General features: G+C 69.0%; 21 protein-coding genes and 1 tRNA gene. 15 read left to right on the top strand and 7 right to left on the bottom strand.

The window, feature by feature from the left end; translation table 11 throughout:
* Nucleotides 1-18: 18 nt before the first annotated feature.
* From FHY06_RS28060 to rbsD, 3 genes are read left to right on the top strand one after another with little or no spacing between them, the layout of a single operon-like run.
* Nucleotides 19-1,116 (top strand): LacI family DNA-binding transcriptional regulator, encoded by a 1,098-nt coding sequence (locus tag FHY06_RS28060; protein ID WP_019656290.1) that lies wholly within the window; start codon nucleotides 19-21, stop codon nucleotides 1,114-1,116.
* Nucleotides 1,113-2,087, top strand: a complete 975-nt coding sequence (rbsK, locus tag FHY06_RS28055; protein WP_145761429.1) for a ribokinase — start codon at nucleotides 1,113-1,115, stop codon at nucleotides 2,085-2,087. Before FHY06_RS28060 ends, rbsK begins: the two co-directional genes overlap by 4 nt.
* A complete protein-coding gene (rbsD, locus tag FHY06_RS28050) occupies nucleotides 2,084-2,479 on the top strand; it encodes a D-ribose pyranase (RefSeq protein WP_184607045.1) in 396 nt (131 codons plus the stop codon). The genes rbsK and rbsD overlap by 4 nt, the downstream gene beginning before the upstream one ends.
* A 117-nt stretch (nucleotides 2,480-2,596) precedes the next feature.
* Here rbsD and FHY06_RS28045 read toward each other — a convergent pair whose 3' ends face one another.
* Complete coding sequence (locus FHY06_RS28045) at nucleotides 2,597-3,478, bottom strand: MOSC domain-containing protein (protein WP_184607043.1); 882 nt, start codon at nucleotides 3,476-3,478, stop codon at nucleotides 2,597-2,599.
* 291 nt (nucleotides 3,479-3,769) lie between these two features.
* On the opposite strand from FHY06_RS28045, the gene FHY06_RS28040 reads away from it, so the two are divergent.
* The 3 genes from FHY06_RS28040 to FHY06_RS28030 are packed head-to-tail and all read left to right on the top strand — an operon-like array spanning nucleotide 3,770 to nucleotide 7,505.
* Nucleotides 3,770-4,897 (top strand): FAD-dependent monooxygenase, encoded by a 1,128-nt coding sequence (locus FHY06_RS28040; protein WP_132753504.1) that lies wholly within the window; start codon nucleotides 3,770-3,772, stop codon nucleotides 4,895-4,897.
* 56 nt (nucleotides 4,898-4,953) lie between these two features.
* Nucleotides 4,954-5,676, top strand: coding sequence for a DsbC family protein (locus tag FHY06_RS28035; RefSeq protein ID WP_019656295.1), 723 nt, complete (start codon nucleotides 4,954-4,956; stop codon nucleotides 5,674-5,676).
* The gene (locus FHY06_RS28030) at nucleotides 5,676-7,505 is read left to right on the top strand and encodes a M61 family metallopeptidase (protein WP_184607042.1); all 1,830 of its coding nucleotides are present in this window, start codon (nucleotides 5,676-5,678) and stop codon (nucleotides 7,503-7,505) included. The genes FHY06_RS28035 and FHY06_RS28030 overlap by 1 nt, the downstream gene beginning before the upstream one ends.
* Before the next feature lie 7 nt (nucleotides 7,506-7,512).
* Here the strand turns inward: FHY06_RS28030 and FHY06_RS28025 are convergent, their stop codons facing one another.
* Entirely contained in the window at nucleotides 7,513-8,100 is a 588-nt protein-coding gene (locus tag FHY06_RS28025; RefSeq protein ID WP_260310731.1) for a DUF2325 domain-containing protein, read from the bottom strand.
* 66 nt (nucleotides 8,101-8,166) lie between these two features.
* Complete coding sequence (locus FHY06_RS28020) at nucleotides 8,167-8,502, bottom strand: SMR family transporter (RefSeq protein ID WP_019656298.1); 336 nt, start codon at nucleotides 8,500-8,502, stop codon at nucleotides 8,167-8,169.
* A 105-nt stretch (nucleotides 8,503-8,607) separates the two neighbouring features.
* Between FHY06_RS28020 and FHY06_RS28015 the strand changes: the two genes are divergently transcribed.
* Nucleotides 8,608-9,387, top strand: a complete 780-nt coding sequence (locus tag FHY06_RS28015; RefSeq protein WP_019656299.1) for an enoyl-CoA hydratase — start codon at nucleotides 8,608-8,610, stop codon at nucleotides 9,385-9,387.
* Nucleotides 9,388-9,402: 15 nt separating this feature from the next.
* Here the strand turns inward: FHY06_RS28015 and FHY06_RS34770 are convergent, their stop codons facing one another.
* Both FHY06_RS34770 and FHY06_RS28005 read right to left on the bottom strand, forming a co-directional pair.
* Nucleotides 9,403-10,806 (bottom strand): hypothetical protein, encoded by a 1,404-nt coding sequence (locus FHY06_RS34770; protein ID WP_221404412.1) that lies wholly within the window; start codon nucleotides 10,804-10,806, stop codon nucleotides 9,403-9,405.
* Nucleotides 10,803-11,471, bottom strand: coding sequence for a sigma-70 family RNA polymerase sigma factor (locus FHY06_RS28005; RefSeq protein ID WP_132753498.1), 669 nt, complete (start codon nucleotides 11,469-11,471; stop codon nucleotides 10,803-10,805). Before FHY06_RS28005 ends, FHY06_RS34770 begins: the two co-directional genes overlap by 4 nt.
* Nucleotides 11,472-11,693: 222 nt before the next feature.
* On the opposite strand from FHY06_RS28005, the gene FHY06_RS28000 reads away from it, so the two are divergent.
* The 5 genes from FHY06_RS28000 to FHY06_RS27980 all read left to right on the top strand — a co-directional run bounded on the left by FHY06_RS28000 (nucleotide 11,694) and on the right by FHY06_RS27980 (nucleotide 14,285).
* Nucleotides 11,694-11,770 (top strand) — tRNA-Met (locus tag FHY06_RS28000).
* A 124-nt stretch (nucleotides 11,771-11,894) separates the two neighbouring features.
* Nucleotides 11,895-12,254: a DUF2946 family protein gene (locus FHY06_RS27995; protein ID WP_184607134.1), complete on the top strand. Its 360-nt coding sequence runs from the start codon at nucleotides 11,895-11,897 to the stop codon at nucleotides 12,252-12,254.
* 126 nt (nucleotides 12,255-12,380) lie between these two features.
* The gene (locus FHY06_RS27990; protein ID WP_126184745.1) at nucleotides 12,381-12,995 is read left to right on the top strand and encodes an SCO family protein; all 615 of its coding nucleotides are present in this window, start codon (nucleotides 12,381-12,383) and stop codon (nucleotides 12,993-12,995) included.
* Nucleotides 12,996-13,034: 39 nt separating this feature from the next.
* A complete protein-coding gene (locus FHY06_RS27985) occupies nucleotides 13,035-13,514 on the top strand; it encodes a copper chaperone PCu(A)C (RefSeq protein WP_409327473.1) in 480 nt (159 codons plus the stop codon).
* A 312-nt stretch (nucleotides 13,515-13,826) separates the two neighbouring features.
* Nucleotides 13,827-14,285, top strand: a complete 459-nt coding sequence (locus FHY06_RS27980; protein ID WP_019656305.1) for a hypothetical protein — start codon at nucleotides 13,827-13,829, stop codon at nucleotides 14,283-14,285.
* Nucleotides 14,286-14,348: 63 nt separating this feature from the next.
* Here FHY06_RS27980 and FHY06_RS27975 read toward each other — a convergent pair whose 3' ends face one another.
* Nucleotides 14,349-14,660 (bottom strand): hypothetical protein, encoded by a 312-nt coding sequence (locus FHY06_RS27975; RefSeq protein WP_184607038.1) that lies wholly within the window; start codon nucleotides 14,658-14,660, stop codon nucleotides 14,349-14,351.
* Between the two features lie 454 nt (nucleotides 14,661-15,114).
* Nucleotides 15,115-16,755 carry a long-chain-fatty-acid--CoA ligase gene (locus FHY06_RS27970; RefSeq protein ID WP_184607037.1) on the bottom strand — a complete coding sequence of 547 codons (1,641 nt, stop codon included), beginning with the start codon at nucleotides 16,753-16,755 and terminating at the stop codon, nucleotides 15,115-15,117.
* A 120-nt stretch (nucleotides 16,756-16,875) separates the two neighbouring features.
* On the opposite strand from FHY06_RS27970, the gene FHY06_RS27965 reads away from it, so the two are divergent.
* From FHY06_RS27965 to FHY06_RS27955, 3 genes are all read left to right on the top strand, one after another.
* Nucleotides 16,876-17,547: a nitroreductase gene (locus tag FHY06_RS27965; protein ID WP_184607035.1), complete on the top strand. Its 672-nt coding sequence runs from the start codon at nucleotides 16,876-16,878 to the stop codon at nucleotides 17,545-17,547.
* A gap of 138 nt (nucleotides 17,548-17,685) precedes the next feature.
* Complete coding sequence (locus FHY06_RS27960) at nucleotides 17,686-17,955, top strand: hypothetical protein (protein WP_184607034.1); 270 nt, start codon at nucleotides 17,686-17,688, stop codon at nucleotides 17,953-17,955.
* 37 nt (nucleotides 17,956-17,992) lie between these two features.
* Complete coding sequence (locus FHY06_RS27955) at nucleotides 17,993-18,757, top strand: helix-turn-helix domain-containing protein (protein WP_184607032.1); 765 nt, start codon at nucleotides 17,993-17,995, stop codon at nucleotides 18,755-18,757.
* The last annotated feature ends 4 nt before the right edge of the window (nucleotides 18,758-18,761 follow it).

The following is an 18,761-nucleotide window of genomic DNA, read 5'->3' as shown; positions in this document are numbered from 1 at the left end:
CAGCAACAGGAAAGAACCATGGCCACCATCAAGGACGTCGCGCTGAAGGCGGAGGTGTCGGTCACCACCGTCTCGCATGTGGTCAACGACACGCGCCACGTGAGCGCCAAGGTGCGCGAGCGGGTGGAGCTCGCCATCCGCGAGCTGGGCTACGTGCCCAACGCGATGGCGCGCAGCCTCAAGAGCAACACCACCTCGACGCTGGGCATGCTCATTCCCAACAGCTCGAACCCCTACTTCGCCGAGATCGTGCGGATCGTGGAAGACCGCTGCTTCGGCGCCGGCTACACGCTGGTGCTGTGCAACACCGACGACGAGCCCCGGCGCCAGAGCGTCTACCTGCAGGTGCTGGCCGAGCGCCGCATCGACGGGCTGATCGTGGTGTCGACCGGCGAGAGCGGCGACGACGACCTGGCGAAGCAGCTCAACGGGCTGCGCGTGCCGACCGTGCTGGTCGACCGCGAGATCGCCAACCCCGTCTGCGACCTGGTCGAGACCGCCCACATGCAAGGCGGCCTGCTCGCCGTGCGGCACCTGCTGTCGCTGGGCCACAAGCGCATCGCCTGCATCGGCGGCCCGGTGGGCGTGATGCCCAGCGAGCAGCGCATCGAGGGCTGGCGCATGGCGCTGGCCGAGGCCGGTGCCGCGCCCGGCATCGCCAGCACCGATTCGCTGCTGTGGCGCGGCGGCTTCACCAGCCAGGGCGGCTACGAGGCGATGCACGCCATCCTGCGCACCGAGCAGAAGCCCTCGGCCGTGTTCGTCTGCAACGACCTGATGGCCATCGGCGCCTTGCGCGCGGCGCACGAGAGCGGCGTGCGGGTGCCCGACGAGCTCTCGATCGTCGGCTTCGACGACATCGAGCTCTCGGCCTACACCAGCCCCGCGCTCACCACCGTCGCGCAGCCCAAGGAGCGCATCGGCGCGCTGGCGGTCGACATGCTGCTGGAGCGCGTGGGCGGCAAGCGCCGCGATGCGCGCAAGGTGGTGCTGCAGCCCGAGCTGTGCGTGCGCGCCTCGACCGCGCGCCACGCGAGCTTCCGCGAAGCCCCCGCTCCCGCACCGGCGGCCGCCGGAACGCCCTCCCCGCAAACCCGAAAGTCCCGCACCTCGTGAGCCTGAAGCCTTCTTCCAGCAGCACCGATGGCCGTGCCGCGGCACCGCGCATCGTGGTGTTCGGCAGCCTCAACATGGACCTGGTCGTGCGCGTGCCGCACGCGCCGGCCGCGGGCGAGACCCTGCTGGGCCATTCGATCGCCGACATTCCCGGCGGCAAGGGCGCCAACCAGGCGGTGAGCTGCGCGCGCGAAGGCGGCAGCGTCCGGATGATCGGCTGCGTCGGCGACGACGCGCACGGCAAGGCCCTGCGCGATTCGCTGGAGCGCGACGGCATCGACACCGCCTCCCTGCGCACCGTTGCGGGCGAGCCCACGGGCACGGCGCTGATCCTGGTGGAAGACAGCGGGCAGAACCGCATCGTGATGATCCCCGGCGCCAACGCCCGGCTGGAGGCCGACGAGGCCACGCTTAAACAGCAGGTGCAGGGCGCCGCCTTCCTGGTGGCGCAGTTCGAGACGCCGCTGGACCAGGTCGCGCGCGCCATCGCGGTGGCGCACGAGGCGGGCTGCAAGGTGCTGCTGAACCCTTCGCCGGTGCAGGCAATCGCCGAGCCGCTGTGGCCGAAGATCGACACGCTGGTGGTCAACGAGATCGAGGCGCAGACGCTTTGCGGCCAGTCCGCCGACAGCCCCGAAGAGGCGGCACGGGCCGGCCAGGCGCTGCGCGCCAGGGGCATCGCGCGCGTGGTCGTCACGCTGGGCGCGCGCGGCGCGGTGGCCATCGATGCCGACGGCGCACGCCACCATCCCGCGCCGCAGGTGCAGGCGGTCGACACCACGGCCGCCGGCGACACCTTCCTGGGCGCGCTTGCCGTCGCGCTGGGCGAAGGCCAGGGCTTCGACGAGGCCGTGCGCCTGGGCATCCGCGCCGCGGCGCTGTGCATCCAGCAGCCCGGCGCCCAGCCTTCCATCCCGCAGCGCGACGCCGTGCTGCGCAGCCCCATGCCCCCCGACTGGATCAAGCTTTGAAACGCACCGCCCTGCTGCACGCCGAACTCTCCCACGTGATCGCCTCGCTGGGCCACGGCGACATGCTCGTGCTCGGCGACGCCGGCCTGCCCATTCCCGACGGCCCGCGCCGCATCGACCTTGCCGTGGCGCGCGGCGTGCCGACGCTCGGCGAGGTGCTGCAGGCGGTGTTGTCGGAGATGCAGGTGGAAGGCATCGTGATCGCCGAGGAGGCCCTGGCCGGCGATGAGAAGAAGCTGCCGGGCTGGTACCCGCAGTCGCTCGGCATCGAGCCCCAGACCGTGTCGCACGAGGAATTCAAGCGCCGCACGGCCGAGGCCCGCGCCATGGTGCGCACCGGCGAGTGCACGCCCTACGCGAACATCATCCTCATCGCCGGAGTAAAGTTCTGACGCGCCCCCGGGCTTGCCCACTTCGCGTGGCCGCACACCCCCTTGCAAGCGGGCAATACCTGCGGCCCGGCAAAGCCGGTTCCGCTGTACTCCTGAAACAGGCAGAGCCTGTTCCGGCTATTCGAAGCGGTAATTCGCGCCCACCTGCTGCCCCACCTTGAGCGTGTGCTCCACGCCCTGGATCACGATGCAGTTCATGCCGAAGGTGATGCCGCCGTCCACGCGCGCGTCGGCGCGGTAGGCGCGCAGCGTGTTGCCGACTTCGGGGCTGCTCAGGGCGGTGGCCGGGTCGATGTCGGGGATCGGGCAGCGCGTGCAGGGCTTGACGGGGCGCAGCTCGGCCTCGCCCTCGCCGGTGGTGATGTGCAGCGCCTCGACGCGGTCCTCGTCATGCGACTCGATGCCCGCGAGCACGATGTTCGGGCGGAAGCGCTCGATGCCCACGGGCCCATGGCCCTGCGCCGCGAGGCGGTCGTTGAGCTCGGCCAGCGAGCCCTCGCTCGCCACCAGCAGCGCGTAGCCGTCGGCGAACTGCGTCTGCGCCTCGACGCCGTCGGTCCACTTCATGCTCGACAGGCGCCTGTGCTCGGGGTCGAAACGCACCAGGCGCAGAGTCTGCGGCTTGCCGGGCTCGGAGAGGAAGTCGCTGAACCACTGCGCGGCGATGTCGCCCATGTCGTAGGCAGCCACCTCGTCCTTCCACACGCGCACCCGCACCGGCTTCTCGACCCGGTCGAAGGCCAGGTGCAGCGCCAGCATGCCGGGCGCGCGCAGCACCACCTCGGTGTGCTTCATCTGCGGCTTGATCAGCGCCATGCGCGGCAGCTGCCGCTGGGTGACGAACTCGCCCTGCGCATCGACCACCATCCAGGCACGGTCGAACTCCAGCCCCGTCTCGGTCAGCAGCATCTCGGGAAGCTCGACGCCGGCGCAGGATTTCACTGGGTAGACGAACAGGCGCGAGATGGTGGCCTGGAGATCGAAGGCGGGCTGGGACACGGTGGGGTTTCCTTGAAATTCGGCCGCGATTGTCCCGCAGCTCCCGGAAGAATCCCCGCCCCCTTCCAGGGATACCACGGAACCGGCTCTGCCGGGCCGCTGGTATCGCCCCCGCGAGGGGGTTGGCGAAGCGACACGAAGTGCGCGAAGCCTGGGGGCGGTTGCGGTCCGCGCGGAACCGGCTCTGCCGGGCCGCCGGTATCGTCCCCGCGAGGGGGTTGGCGAAGCGACACGAAGTGCGCGAAGCCTGGGGGCGGGCCTGATCCTTGGCGTAATCCATACAATCCCTCGATGGCCCTCCCTCCAGAAGTTTGCATTCGCGGCGCCGGCATCGTCGGCCGTACGCTGGCCCTGCTGCTCGCCCGCGAGCGGGTCCGCGTCGCGCTGGTGGTGCCGCCGGCCGCGCAGGGCAAGGAAGACATCCGCGCCTACGCGCTCAATTCCGCCTCCCGCGCGCTGCTCGAATCGCTGCGCGCCTGGCCCGATGCGGCCCACGCCACGGCCGTGCGCGAAATGCTGGTGCATGGCGACGAAGGCGGCCGGGTGCAGTTCAGCGCCGCGCGCCAGAAGGTCGAGGCGCTGGCCTGGATCGTCGACGTGCCCGCACTCGAAAAGCAGCTGGCCGACGCGGTGCGCTTCCAGCCCCAGATCGAAGTGGTGAACGAGCCCGTGGCCGCGCCGCTGACCGTGGTGTGCGAAGGCAAGTCCAGCACCACGCGCGAGGCTCTCGGCGTGAGCTATGAGGTCACGCGCTATCCGCAGCACGCGATCGCGGCGCGGCTGGAAGCCGCCCAGTCGCACGACGGCATCGCACGCCAGTGGTTCAACGACAAGGGTGAAGTGCTCGCACTGCTGCCGCTGGACGGCACGCACGGCAAGACGGTCGCGCTGGTGTGGTCGGCCGACCAGCTGCGCGCACCGGACCTGCTTGCGCAGGGCGACGAGGAGTTCGCCGCCGCAGTCACCGAAGCCAGCCACAACGCGCTCGGCGCGCTCCGGCTCACCAGCGAGCGCACCGCCTGGCCGCTGGCCCGCGCCATCGCCGACCGCTGGACCGGCACCATGCCCGGGCAGCCCGGCCGCTCCTGGGCGCTGGCGGGGGACGCGGCCCACACGGTGCATCCGCTGGCCGGCCAGGGCCTGAACCTGGGCCTGGCCGACGCGGCCGAACTGGCCGACGTGATCAAGAACCGCGACTACTGGCGCAGCGTGGGCGACGCGCGCCTGCTGCGCCGCTACGAACGCGCCCGCCGCGCCGACGTGCTGCAGATGAGCCTGGCGACCGACGGGCTGCAGCAGCTCTTCGCGCACAACCTGGGCCCGCTGCAGGCGCTGCGCAACTGGGGCATGCGCGGCTTCGACCGCACGCGCCTCGTCAAGCACTGGATCACCGCGCAGGCCATGGGCCTGAAGGCCTGAGGCCCATCTCCTCAGACGACATCCGACCGAACTCCGACCGAACCAACGGACACCCGATGACATTCGTACGCAACCTTCTCCTCGCCGCCTGCACGCTCGGCGCGGTCGTGGCCGCCACCGCAGGCGAGGCCGAGATCCGCAAGAACCTGCCGGCGCGCATTCCGCAGTTCCCGGCCATCGACGAGGTGTCGAAGTCGCCGATCCCGGGCGTGTACGAAGTGCGCGTGAACGGCTCGCAGATCTTCTACACCGACGAGCAGGGCAACTACCTCTTCCAGGGCAACCTGATCGACGTGAAGGCGCGCAAGAACCTCACCGAGGAGCGCGTCGAGAAGCTCAGCGCCGTCGCCTTCGACCAGCTGCCGCTGAAGGACTCGATCAAGATCGTGCGCGGCAATGGCAAGCGCAAGCTCGCGGTGTTCGAGGACCCGAACTGCGGCTACTGCAAGCGCTTCGAAAAGGACATGAAGACGGTCGACAACGTCACCGTGTACCTGTTCCTCTACCCGGTGCTGGGCCCCGATTCGAACGTCAAGTCGCGCGACATCTGGTGCAGCAAGGACAAGGGCAAGGCCTGGAGCGACTGGATGGAGTCGAGCACCCGCCCGGCCACCGCGCCCGCGAGCTGCGACGTGACCGCGCTGCAGCGCAACGTCGACTTCGGCCGCAAGTACAACATCACCGGCACGCCCACGCTGATCTTCAGCGACGGCACGCGCACGCCGGGTGCCATTCCCGCGGAGCAGGTCGAGAAGCAACTCGCCGCGTCGTCCAGCTGATGGCGACGAAGGCCCCAGCGCAGCACGCGGCAGGCGTGCACTACCGCGTCGAATGCGCCGACCCGCACGCGCATCTGTTCGGCGTCACCCTCACCATCGACGCGCCCGCAGCGCAGCAGCGCGTGTCGCTGCCGGTGTGGATTCCGGGCAGCTACCTGATTCGCGAGTTCGCCAAGAACCTGCAGGGCCTGCGTGCCACGCAGGGCCGCCGCAAGCCGGCGCTGACGCAGCTCGACAAGTGCAGCTGGCTCGTCGAATGCACGCCCGGCCAGCCCCTGGTGCTGAACTACCAGGTCTGCGCCTACGACAACTCGGTGCGCACCGCCTGGCTGGACGCAGAACGCGGCTTCTTCAACGGCACCAGCGTGTGCCTGCGCGTCGAAGGGCAGACCGAATCGCCGCATGCGATGGAGATCGTCGCGCCCGCGCACGTCGGCGACGACAGCGCGCGCTGGTCGTGCGCCACCGCGCTCGTGCCGCTGAAGGCCGACAGGCACGGTTTCGGCAGCTACATCGCGTCGGGCTATGACGAGCTGGCCGACAGCCCCGTGGAGATGGGCGCCTTCTGGAGCGCCGACTTCGAGGCCTGCGGCGTGCCGCACCGCTTCGTGGTGGCCGGCGCTGCGGCTTCCTTCGACGGCGACCGGCTCATCGCCGACACCAAGGCCATCTGCGAGGCCGAGATGCGCTTCTGGCACGGCGACAAGGTCGGCAAGCGCGGCGGCCCGAAGCCGCCGATCGACCGCTACGTGTTCATGCTCAACGTGGTCGACGACGGCTACGGCGGCCTCGAGCACCGGCATTCCACCGCGCTGATCTGCAACCGCCGCGACCTGCCGCAGCGCGGCGACAAGAAGAGGCAGCCCGAGGGCTACACCACGCTGCTGGGCCTCATCAGCCACGAGTATTTCCACACCTGGAACGTCAAGCGCATGCGGCCGGCCGAGTTCGCGCGCTACGACTACAGCCAGGAGAACTACACGCAGCTGCTGTGGTTCTTCGAGGGCTTCACCAGCTACTACGACGACCTGCTGCTGCGGCGCGCCGGTCGCATCGACGACGCGGCCTACCTGCGCCTGCTCAACAAGACCATCAACCAGGTCGTGCAGACGCCGGGCAGGCTCGTGCAGCCGGTGGCCGACGCGAGCTTCGATGCCTGGGTCAAGTACTACCGGCAGGACGAGCAGACGCCCAACAGCACGGTGAGCTACTACACCAAGGGCGCGCTGGTGGCGCTGTGCCTCGACCTCACGCTGCGCCACGAAGGCAAGGGCACGCTCGACGACGTGATGCGCCACCTGTGGAAGCACAGCGAGGGCGGGCCGATCAGCGAGCAGGACATCGCGGCGGCGCTCGAAGCCGTGGGCGGCCGCTCGTACAAGGCCGAGCTGGCGCGCTGGGTGCACTCGACCGAGGAGCTTCCGCTGGCACTGCTGCTGCGCTCGCATGGCGTCGCCACACTGGAAGACCCCTCGCAGCCGGCACAGGCGCTGGGCCTGCGCGTGACCGAAGCCAACGGCGGCGTGCAGGTGAAGGTGGTGCTGCGCGGCGGTGCTGCCGAGAAGGCCGGCTTCTCCGCGAACGACGAGTGGATCGGCATCGAACTGCCCGCCTCCGGCAGGAAGAGCCAGCAGCGGCCGGCCCAGGCCTGGCGCATCGCCAAGCTCGACGACCTGGCGCTCTACCTGGGCGATGCGACGAAGTGCACCGCCATCGTGGCGCGCGACCGCAAGCTCATCAGGCTGCCGCTCGTGCTGCCCACCGGCGCGACCACCTGGCGGCTGTTCTCGCACGATGCCGCCAAGGTGACGGGCTGGCTGGCCGGCTAGCCGGCAGCTAGGCGCTTTCCGCCGCCTTCGGGTGGCGCACGAACATCATCGGCTGGGGCTCCCCCAGCAGCACGCAGGGCTTGCCGGTGCGCCGGCAGTGGTCCTGCACGCGCCAGTAGGCGCCGTGGCTCACGCAGCCGGTCTGGCAGATCACGAGATCGGCCGCGCGCAGGCTGGCTTCGAGCGCGGCGTCGTCGGCATCGTCGGCGCCGTCGTGATGCAGGTAGCGGCCGCCGGCGATCTCCACCAGCTGGCGCGCGAGCGACGACGGCGCCTCCTGCTCTTGGCCCACGCACAGGACCGCCTTCTCGCGCAGGTCGGCCGGCGCAGGCGTGCCGGAGGGCTTCAGGTGCCGCCTGCCGCCAGGCGCCAGCAGCGCGTGCAGCCGCTTCGGCAGCGCGCTGCCGGCCAGGGCGCGCGCCGCCAGTTCCTCGCGCACGATGGCGACCGCCGAATCCCGCGCCACCAGGGCACCGCGCAGCCGCACGATCTGCGCTTCGAGCCTCTCGATGAGGGCGGCCTGCTCGACCAGCAGGCGCGAGCAGCGCTCCTGCACCCGGGCATAGGCCCGCAGCAACACGGCATGTTCTTGCATCGGGAACTCCATGGCGGGCATTCTAGATGAGAGCAATTCTCAATTGGAGTACTCGACCCTTGCCTCTCAATGGGCAACCGACTTCGAGAACACATTCACCACCACCACGCCCGCGATGATCAGCCCGAGCCCGGCGATCGCAGGCGCGTCGAGCTTCTGGCCGAACCACAGCCAGCTCACCAGCGAGATCAGCACGATGCCCACGCCGGACCAGATCGCGTAGGCGATGCCCGTGGGCACGGTGCGCAGCGTCAGCGAGAGGAAGTAGAACGCTACCGCGTAGCCCGCCACCGCAGCCAGCGCGGGCCACAGCCGCGTGAAGCCCTCGGAGCCCTTGAGGAAACTGGTGGCGACCACCTCGGCCACGATGGCGACGAACAGGAAGGCGTAGTTGGAGTTCATGGCGGCCACTCTATGGGAACCGGCAATGCCCCGCGCCCCCGCCGGCCATGCTGGGTATAGTGAAGCGCGTTTTTCCCTCCTCTTTCCCGTTCCCCCGGAGACACCATGAGCTACGAAAACATCGAAGTGCGGACCGAAGCAGGCAAGGTCGGCATCATCACCCTCAACCGCCCCAAGGCCCTGAACGCGCTGAACGACGCGCTCATGACCGAGCTGGGCCAGGCCCTGAAGGCCTTCGATGCCGACGACGCCATCGGCTGCATCATCCTCACGGGCAGCGAGCGCGCCTTCGCGGCCGGCGCCGACATCGCGGCGATGGCCAAGTACAGCTTCATCGACACCTACAAGGGCGACTACATCACGCGCAACTGGGAAACCATCCGCTCGATCCGCAAGCCCGTGATCGGCGCGGTGGCCGGCTTCGCGCTGGGCGGCGGCTGCGAGTTGGCGATGATGTGCGACTTCATCATCGCGGCCGACAACGCCAAGTTCGGCCAGCCCGAGATCAAGATCGGCGTGATCCCCGGCGCCGGCGGCACGCAGCGCCTGCCGCGCGCGGTGGGCAAGAGCAAGGCCATGGACATGGTGCTCACGGCACGCATGATGGACGCGGCCGAAGCCGAGCGCGCCGGCCTCGTCAGCCGCGTGGTGCCCTTCGAGAAACTCGCCGACGAGGCGCTGGGCGCGGCGCTGGTGATCTGCGGCTTCTCGCAGATCTCGGTGATCGCGGCCAAGGAGTCGGTCAACCGCGCCTTCGAGAGCGGCCTGAGCGACGGCGTGATGTTCGAGCGCCGCCTGTTCCACGCGCTGTTCGCCACGCAGGACCAGAAGGAAGGCATGGACGCCTTCCTGACCAAGCGCCAGCCCGACTTCAAGAACGCCTGACGCCGGCCGATCCGGTCAGCGCGTCGACAGCAGCGAACGCAGCGCGTCGAGCGCCTGGGCCGGCGGCGTGCCGACCAGCGCGGCGCCGCCGGGCTGCGAAGTCCAGCGCACCTGGTCGCCGGCGATCTCCAGCACCGCGACCAGCGCCTTGCCCCGATAGAGCTCGAGCCGCGCCTCCACCGGTGCGGCCAGCGGCTCGTCGGGCGCCGTGGCCGAACGCGCGACGGTGCCGACCAGCGCCGCCAAGCCTTCGACGTCGCCGCGCTCGCGGCGCACGCTCTCGCCGTTGCGCGTAAAGCCCAGTGCAGTCCATCGATCCAGCGCCGAGAAAGGCGCAGCGCTTCGGGGCGCAATGGCCTTGGCTGCCGACGGTGCCGGTGCGGATGGGCGCACCGCGCCGGAGGCAGTTGCGTCGGCGTGGTCCTGACGGGCGAGCGCGGGCGCGGGCGCGGAATCCTGGAGCGGTTCGCGATACGCCTGCGCCGCGCCAGGTGCGGGCGCAGGAGCTACGGCCGCCGGCGGCAATGCCGGGGCGGCTGCCGCAGGCGCACCCGCCGCGTAGGCACGGCGCCGCTGTTCGCCTTCCACCTGCGCCTCCCGACGCTCATCGCGCGCGAGCGGCGCGGGCAGCGGTGCCGGTTCAGCCCGCTCGGCCACGGCCGGAGGCGGCGGAGCCGGTGCGATCGATGCGAACGGAGCGGGTGGCGCGACAGGTGCCGGAGCAGGCGGAACAACCGGAGCGCTAGGCGCAGCAGGCGTCGCTTGCAGCAGTGGAGGCGCCGGCTCGGCTTTGCGTGCGGCATCCGCGTTCGCCGTATTGGCGGCCTCTTTCGGCGCCCTTTTGGCGGACGAGTCTGCCGACTCGCGCGCAATCCTGGCGCGCTGTTCCGATTCGGGCGTACGTGCTGCGGGCGCTCTTGCGGGAGCCGGTGCCGCTGCCGCTGCGGCGGGCGCTGCCTGTGTCTCTGCCTGCGCCGCGGCAGCCTCTGCTGGAGGCTGGGCCGGCTTCGGTGCTGCCGGTGCTGCCGGTGCTGGCAGCGCTGCAGGTGCTTGTGCCGGCGCAGTCGCTCCGCCCACGCGCGCCTCGCCATCGAGCTGGGCGTCCGGCACGGGCTCCTTGTGCCAGAGCACCGTCACGAAAGCCGCAACCAGCACGGTGGCGAAGGCGGCGTTCCACGGCATGCGCGCATGCGGTTCGCCGCCGCCGAAGAGGCGGCGCCACCAGGGCGCGGCACTGGCGTTGTTGGCTGCCGCGCCTGCATCGACGGGAGCAGCGGCCAGGTTGTGCGCCATCTTCAGGATCGCCTCGCGCGTGCGCGGATGCGGCGTGGCCTCGCTGTCCGGCGCGTGGTCGAGCGCGCGGCGCAGCGCCGGGTCGTGCAGGTCGTCGAAGTTGGAGTTGTCGTTGCCGCCGCTCATGCCCGCTTCTCCAGCACCGACAGGTAGCGCTCCATGCAGCCGCGAAGTTTCTGCAGTCCGTAGCGCAGCCTGCTGCGCACGGTCTCGAAGCCGATCTCCAGGCTCGTGGCCAGCGCCTCGACGGTGAGGCCGTCTTCATGGTGCAGCAGGAACGCGGCGCGCTGCTCGGCCGGGAGTTCGTCCAGGCAGGCGAGCAGTCGGCGGCCCGCGGCGCGCCAGAACGCGAGCTCCTCGGCCGAAGGATGCGAGGCCGCGTCACCCGCTGCGCCGCGCACGCCGTGCTCGAGCGTGGGCACGGGGCTGTCGTCGTCGTCCGCGTGCGATTCGAGCGCCACTTCGCGCCCGCTCACGCGCAGGCGGTCCATCGCCAGGTTGTGCGCGATGGTGAAGGCCCAGGTGCGCCATGCCGCGCCCTGCGGCGAGAAGCTCTCGCGCGCGGAGATGATCCGCACCCAGGTGTCCTGGAACACCTCGTCGGCCTGCGCCGCGAGCCGCGCGCCGAGCAGGCGCTTGACGAAGCGGAACAGCCCGCCCTCGTGGCGCGCATAGAGCACGTCGAACGCGGCGGCGTCGCCCTGCGCGTAGGCCAGCATCAACTGATCGTCGGGCATGGCGTCTCGCTCAGGGGCGTTCTTGGCTGAAGGGGCGCGGGGGAGCGCGGACATCGGAGGATTTTCACCCGAGCTTGTACGGGCCAAGAGGCGCATCGGGGTTCGGGGCGGGAAAAACACGATGAGCAGCATCGTCGGCCACCTGCACCACAGGCGGCGGGCCGAAAGCCTTGCGCGAAGGATCTAGCGGAAGAATTGGGCCGGTTGCCTTCGGGTGGTTGAGCGGCCGCAAAAGTCTGGGCTATAATCGCAGGCTCGGTGAGCAACTCACTGAAAGGCTCTTTAGCTCAGTCGGTTAGAGCGATGGAATCATAATCCACAGGTCCGCGGTTCGAGTCCGTGAAGAGCCACCAAAACAACCGAAAAAGCCTTGCAGGTCAACGACTTGCAAGGCTTTTTTCTTTGCGGCGCGGCACTGGCCGATAATCCCCGGAGATGCCTGCGACGCCTTTCCGCTCCCTGCCCAGCCGCCCCGGCATGGCATTGCCGCGGCCGGGTGTGGGCCTGGTCCGCCTGGCGCTGCTGTGGTTCGCGCTCTCGCTGGGCGTGGCCGTGGCCTCACCGCTCGTGCATCCGCAGACGGTGGAGCTGGTCTGCTCCAACGCCGGGTCGGTCAAGGCCATCATCCATGGCGACGACGGCGTGCAGGAGATGGGCGCGGGCCACATGGACTGCCCGCTGTGCGTGCTCAGCGGTGCCCCGCCCGCGACCACGCCCACCGTCGAATTGCCGGCGTTCGCGCCGCTGGCCCGTGTGGTGCGGCAGGTTCCGTCGGCGCACATTGCAGCTGCCGCCACCGCGCCGCTGCCGGCCCGCGGGCCTCCCTCGCTCGTCTGAGGCTTCTTCCCCAGTCTTCGCGCGCGTGATGCCGGCCTCCCGACGAGGCCCGTCTCTCATACGCCGCGCGCGTTCCTGCAACGAATCCATCGGCGCCTCCTGCAGGCGCCGGAGCGAGTCCATCCAATGACCAGAAACGAATCCCACCCTCCGACGCGGCGGCGCCTGCTGCTCTGCGCGGGCGGCCTCGCAGCCGTCGCGAGCCTTGCGGGCTGCGACAGGCTGCTGCCCGAGCGCTTCAACGGCGTCGACATCACCGGCGCCAACTACGCGCAGGACTTCCGCCTGACCGACGCCGACGGCCGCGAGCGCACGCTGGCCGACTTCAAGGGCAAGGCCGTGATGATGTTCTTCGGCTTCACCCAGTGCCCCGACGTCTGCCCCACCGCCCTCGTGCGCGCGGCAGAGATCAGGAAGCTGCTGGGCGCCGACGGCGAACGCCTGCAGGTGATCTTCGTCACCGTCGACCCCGAGCGCGATTCGCCCGTCGTGCTCAAGGCCTACACCCAGGCCTTCGACCCGAGCTTCATCGGCCTGTACGGCGACATGCAGCGCACCAGCCAGACGGCGAAGGACTTCAAGGTGTTCTACCGGAAGGTGCCCACCGGCTCCTCGTACACCATGGACCATTCGGCCTTCAGCTATGTGTTCGACCCCAAGGGCAAGATCCGCATCGTGCTGCGCCACGAGCAGAGCGCGCAGGAATGCGCCGACGACCTGCGCAGGATCCTGCGGGCCTGACTTCCATCATTCGAATCCAAGGAGATAAAGACCATGACCATGAAGAACCGCATTGCGCACATCCTCGCCATCACAAGCGCCGCGCTGCTCACCGCGCATGCCGCGAACGCGCAGGTCACCGTGAAGGACGCATGGGTGCGCGCCACCGTGCCGCAGCAGAAGGCCACCGGCGCGTTCATGCAGATCAGCGCCGCGAAAGACACGAAGCTGGTCTCGGCCAGCTCGCCCGTCACCCCCGTGGTGGAGGTGCACGAGATGGCCATGCAGGACAACGTGATGCGCATGCGCCAGATCCCCGCGCTCGATCTGCCCGCCGGCAAGACCGTCGAGCTCAAGCCCGGCGGCTATCACGTGATGCTGCTCGACCTCAAGCAGCAGGTGAAGGAAGGCGACACCGTGCCGCTCACGCTGGTGTTCGAAGGCAAGGACGGCCAGCGCCAATCGGTCGAGGTGAAGGCGCTGGTGCGGGCGCTGAATGCGTCGGCGCAGCCTGCCGGGCACGGCAGCCACAAGCACTGAGCGGCCCGAACCGGCCACCCCTGCACCACGGAGACTGGCCGGAGGGACTACCCTGTTTCGGTGATGGCGCCTACCCCTGGGACACAGAAGAATGTTGACAAATATTCACAATTCATCCCCTCCCCGGCCGGCCCTTTCGTGGAACGGATCGCGCGGGGGCTCGTGAGGTTGTCCGGGGAGCAGGAGGGCGTTCGCGCCGATCCTGCTCCGGCTGGGTGACTCCGGGCGGCATCGACGGCCGAGGGAGGTGTACACAGGGGTTGTTCCGTGCCGCTCAGTTACCTCCTCCATCTGGAGAATGCTCGCCTGCCCATGCACGTGACCGACGCGCGGGACGTGCGTCGGGTTTCGGTCCTGAAGGCGACCGGCCTCATCGAGGCCGCCATCGATCCGGCCTACGACACCGCGCAGGGCAGCTACAGGCTCGCGCAGGCCGCGCTGGTGGTCTGCATCACCGACGAGGGGCATGCCGAGATCGAGAGGCTGCGCGGCCGCGAGGGCAGCGGCGCATCGCCGAAGAAGGCATCGAAGTCGAAGCTCGAACCGCTCGACTACCTGCGCGCCATAGAACGTTCGGCCTTCCCCCTTCGCGTGGAAGACCGCCAGGAGATCGGCTGCGTCGAGGCGCTGAAGCAGGCCGGCTTTGTCGATGCCGTCATCAGCCCTGCCCTGGCATGGAAGGATGCCGGCGGCGAGCCGCAGGAGCTGGCGGTCATCAAGCGCATCACGCCCTTCGGACGCGCGCAGCTCGCGCGCGGCGCCACCAGGTGATTTCGCGGCTTTCGGAATTTCGACAGACCGGCTTCGCGGCTTGGCCGGCGGCGATTCTTTCGCCTACATCCGCGCCGTTTCGAGCGCTTCGCACTGGCCTTCGATGCCCGCGTGCAGCATGCCCAGCGATGCGATCAGCAGGCGCTGTATCGACGAGCGATGGGTTTCGTCGAGCAGGGGCTGCGCTGCGTCGCGCCGTTCTTCGTCCCACGCGAGCAGTTGCATCAGCGTGTGCGCGCCGTCGATCACGTCGCGCGCATCGTTGAGGAACGAGGCCCGCCGTCGCTCCTCGTGGTCGAGCCCGTCAACGGGGTTCCATGCGAACGGCTTGAACTCCGCGCCTGTGCTTTGCGCGGTACTTGATGAATCGGCCATGTCGGCCCTCCCTGTCGGTTCGGCTTTGCTGCAACCGCCGCATCCGCTGCTAAACGAAGGCGGCGGCTCGAACGGGTTAGCAGACCGGGAACCGCTAGGCGAAACCGGCAGGGCGCGAGCCCTCCCATCCGAGCCGCCTGAAACGGGAAGCTGGAATAGAAAAGCCGCGAGACCATTGCGGTATGCGGCTCTTCGCCGCGGTTACTTCAGGCTGCTAAACCCGGCCTCGCTCATCGCCAGGCGGTCTGGAATGTAGCCGCCAGCCCTACCCCCGTCAATCGACGCCGAAGCCCCCCGCATCCGAGCGGCTCGCACGAACTTGCACCGGCCCGGCACCGCTGCCTATTCAACAGGCAACGTGGCGGGAAGCCACGCCAGTTCTCGCTCCGCTGTCCCGCCTCCACCCACAACTCACAGAGTTGTCCACAGAAAAATCGAACAAGTCACCGAACTGTCAAACAGATGTCGTCGCCACGTAACCTTTGAACTGTTCGCGCAGCTTCGTCTTCAGCAGTTTTCCGGTGGCTGTATGCGGCAGGCTGTCGACGAAGACCACGTCTTCCGGTAGCCACCATTTCGCGACGCGCTCCGCTAGGAATGTGAGCAGTTCCTCGCGCGTGGCTTCCATCCCCGCACGCTTGACCACGATGAGCAGCGGACGCTCCTGCCACTTCGGATGCGCGATGCCGATCACCGCCGCTTCGGCCACCGCGGGGTGCAGGCTCGCGGAGTTCTCGAGGTCGATGGACGAGATCCACTCGCCGCCCGACTTGATGACGTCCTTCGCGCGATCGACGAGCTGCACGTAGCCGTCCTCGTCGATGTTGGCCACGTCGCCCGTCGGAAAGAAACCCTCGGCATCGAGCACCGATCCGCCCTCGCCCTTGAAGTAACCGCTCGCGATCCACGGACCGCGCACGTGCAGGTGGCCGAAGGCCTTGCCGTCGTGCGGCAGGCGCTGGCCGTCGTCACCGACGATCTTCAGCTCCACGCCCCACACGCCGCGGCCCTGGCGCATCTTCACGCGCAACTGTTCTTCCTTCGGCATCGACAGGTGCTTGGGCAGCAGGTTGCCGATCACGCCGATGGGGCTGGTCTCGGTCATGCCCCAGCCCTGCACGAAGTCGGCGCCGAAGTCGCGCTCGAAGCGCTCGATCATGCTGCGCGGCGTGGCCGCGCCTCCCACGCCGATGCGCTTGAGGCCGATGGCGCGCGTGTCGATATCGGGGTGCGCGTCGAAGTACTGGAACAGCATCAGCCAGATGGTCGGCACGGCCTGCGAGAAGCCGACCTTCTCGTCGCGCATCAGCTCGTAGAGGCTCTGGCCGTCCATGTGCGGACCGGGCATGACCAGCTTCATGCCGGTCATCGCCGCCGCGTACGGCATGCCCCATGCGTTGGCGTGGAACATCGGCACCGCGAGCAGCAGCGTCATCTGCGAGTTGACGCCGAAGGTGTCGGGCGCGCACTCCATCAGCGAGTGCAGCACGGTCGAGCGATGCGAATACAGCACGCCCTTCGGGTTGCCCGTGGTGCCCGAGGTGTAGCAGAGCGACGACGCGGTGCGCTCATCGAACTCGGGCCACTCGTACTTCTCGCTCTGCGAACCGACGAGCTCGTCGAAGCAGAGCAGGTTGGGCACGTCGACGGGCGGCATGTGCGCGCGGTCGGTCATCGCGATGAAGGCGCGCACCGACTTCAGCGCAGGCGCGAGCTTCTCCACCAGCGGCGCGAAGGTGGTGTCGAAGAACAGCACCTTGTCTTCCGCGTGGTTGACGATGTAGTCGATCTGCTCCGGAAAGAGCCGCGGGTTCACCGTGTGCAGCACCGCGCCCGAGCCCGACACGCCGAAGTACAGCGCGAGGTGCCGCCATGTGTTCCACGCGAGCGTGCCGACGCGGTCGCCGGGCTCGATGCCCAGCGTCTTCAAGGCATTGGCCACCTGCTTGGCGCTGCGCTGTATCTGCGCATAGTCGGTGCGATGCACCGGCCCCTCGACGGTACGGCCCACGATCTCCGCGTGCGGATGGAAGGTGGCCGCATAGTCGATGAGCGACGAGATCAGCAGCGGGCGGTCTTGCATCAATCCGAACATGTCTTGTCTCCTGTACGCTGGGCGGATGCTAGGCAGGCGCCACGCTGCGCGGCATCGTCGGAACGGACGATTGAGCGCATCCGAGGGTTGCCCCTAGCATCCCCTCAAGAGGACTTTGGAATGAACGTTCAGGACGCCATCGCCACCCGCCGCTCGGTGCGCGAGTTTCTCGACACGCCCGTCTCCGGCGACGTCATCCGCCGTGTGATCGAACAGGCGCTGCGCGCACCTTCGGGCGGCAACCTGCAGCCCTGGCACCTGCACGTGGTCGGCGGCGAGAAGCTCGCCGAGCTCAAGGCCATCATGCGCACGCGCGTGAAGGAAGCGCCCGCCGGCGAAGGCAGCGAGTACGACATCTACCCGCGCGAACTGCTCGCGCCCTACCGCGACCGCCGCTTCGCCGTCGGCGAGGCGATGTACGCGCGCCTGGGCATTCCGCGCGAGGACAAGGCCGCGCGCCGCGAATGGTTCGCGCGCAACTACCAGTTCTTCGGCGCGCCGCTCGCGCTCTTCTGCAGCGTCGACCGCCGCATGGGCCCGCCGCAATGGTCCGACCTGGGCATGCTGCTGCAGAACGTGATGCTGCTGCTGCGCGCCGAGGGCCTGGACAGCTGCCCGCAGGAATGCTGGGCGATCTACCCGCAGACCATCGGCAGCTTCATCGGCCTGCCGCCCGAGCGCATGCTCTTCACCGGTATGGCCATCGGCTACGCCGACCGCAGCCGGCCGCTCGATGGGCTGGTGACCGAGCGCGCGGCGCTGTCGGAGGTGGCGGAGTTCATGGGGATCTGAGCGCGCCGTTCTTCGAGCGAAGGGTGCTCAGGATCTCTTCAGGCGAGGCGGACAGAATCCGCCCGGCCGTGCTCGCGAGAGATCGCACGGGCACGAGAAGAGACCGAAGAACCGCCTCGCCCGGCAAGGAGAGACCCGATGCGCGAACAAGAAGAGTCCTACTGGTTCCCCGCCAAGCGCTACGGCTGGGGCTGGGGCCTCCCTCACCGCTGGCAGGGCTGGGTCGTCCTCGCCATCTACGCCGCGCTGGTGCTGACCGCGGTGTATGCCCTTCATCCCGAACACGAACCGCTGCGCTTCTTGCTCGGCATCGCGATTCCGACCGTGGCGCTGGTCGCGGTCTGCTGGCTCAAAGGTGAGCCCGCGCGCTGGCGCTGGGGCGAAGACGGCAGCAGCAAAGACAAGTAACCGCCAGCGGCCATCCGGCGCGCAAAATGGCTGAGCCATGCCTCACGACCGCACGCTCCTCTATGCCGGACAAGATTTCACGGTGGAGCACCTGCGCTCGCATGCGAAGGACGAGCTTGGCTGGAGCGGCCCCTACACGATCGAATCGCGCCGCATCATCTTCCCCGCAGGTCGTACGGTGCTCGACGTGCGTTGGGGCGACAGCACCTGGCAGGTCGACGCACTGACCGCCATGCACCTAGTCGATGCCATGATCTATCAGCTGCGCCCAGTGGTGCGCGCAGTTAGGCAAAGCGTCGTGGTCAGCCGGCACCGGCCGGCGCGTCCCGACTCAACGCCTGCGTTCTGCCGGCTCTCGCCGAAGTCGCTGTACCGGGTTCACCTGGCGCAACGCCAACTGCGCAGGGGCGACGGCGGAGCAACGGCCATCGCATCGCTGGTCGCCGAACTCGAGGCATCGCACCAGCAGATGCCGCTGACCAGCGCGGTCGCGAGCGCCAAGCAGCTGCTTGCGGAAACCGCCGATCGCGAGGCACGGCTTTCATTGCGCGAACTTGCCGACGCAGTCTCGCGCTCCCCCTTCCACCTTGCACGCAGCTTCCGCCTTCAGACGGGCCTGAGCCTTCACCAATACCGCCAGCACCTGCGCATCGCCTCTGCCCTGGAGCGCCTGACCGATGGCGACACCGACCTCGCCGGCATCGCACACGACCTCGGCTACTGCAGCCAGAGCCACCTGGGCGCGGTATTCAGGCGCGACGTGGGCGTGACGCTGGGCGAAGCCCGGCGCGCTCTGGCCTGACGGC

The organism is Variovorax atrisoli (assembly GCF_014195185.1).
Taxonomy (GTDB): Bacteria; Pseudomonadota; Gammaproteobacteria; order Burkholderiales; family Burkholderiaceae_C; genus Variovorax; species Variovorax atrisoli.
This window is presented reverse-complemented; position numbering and strand designations above follow the sequence as displayed.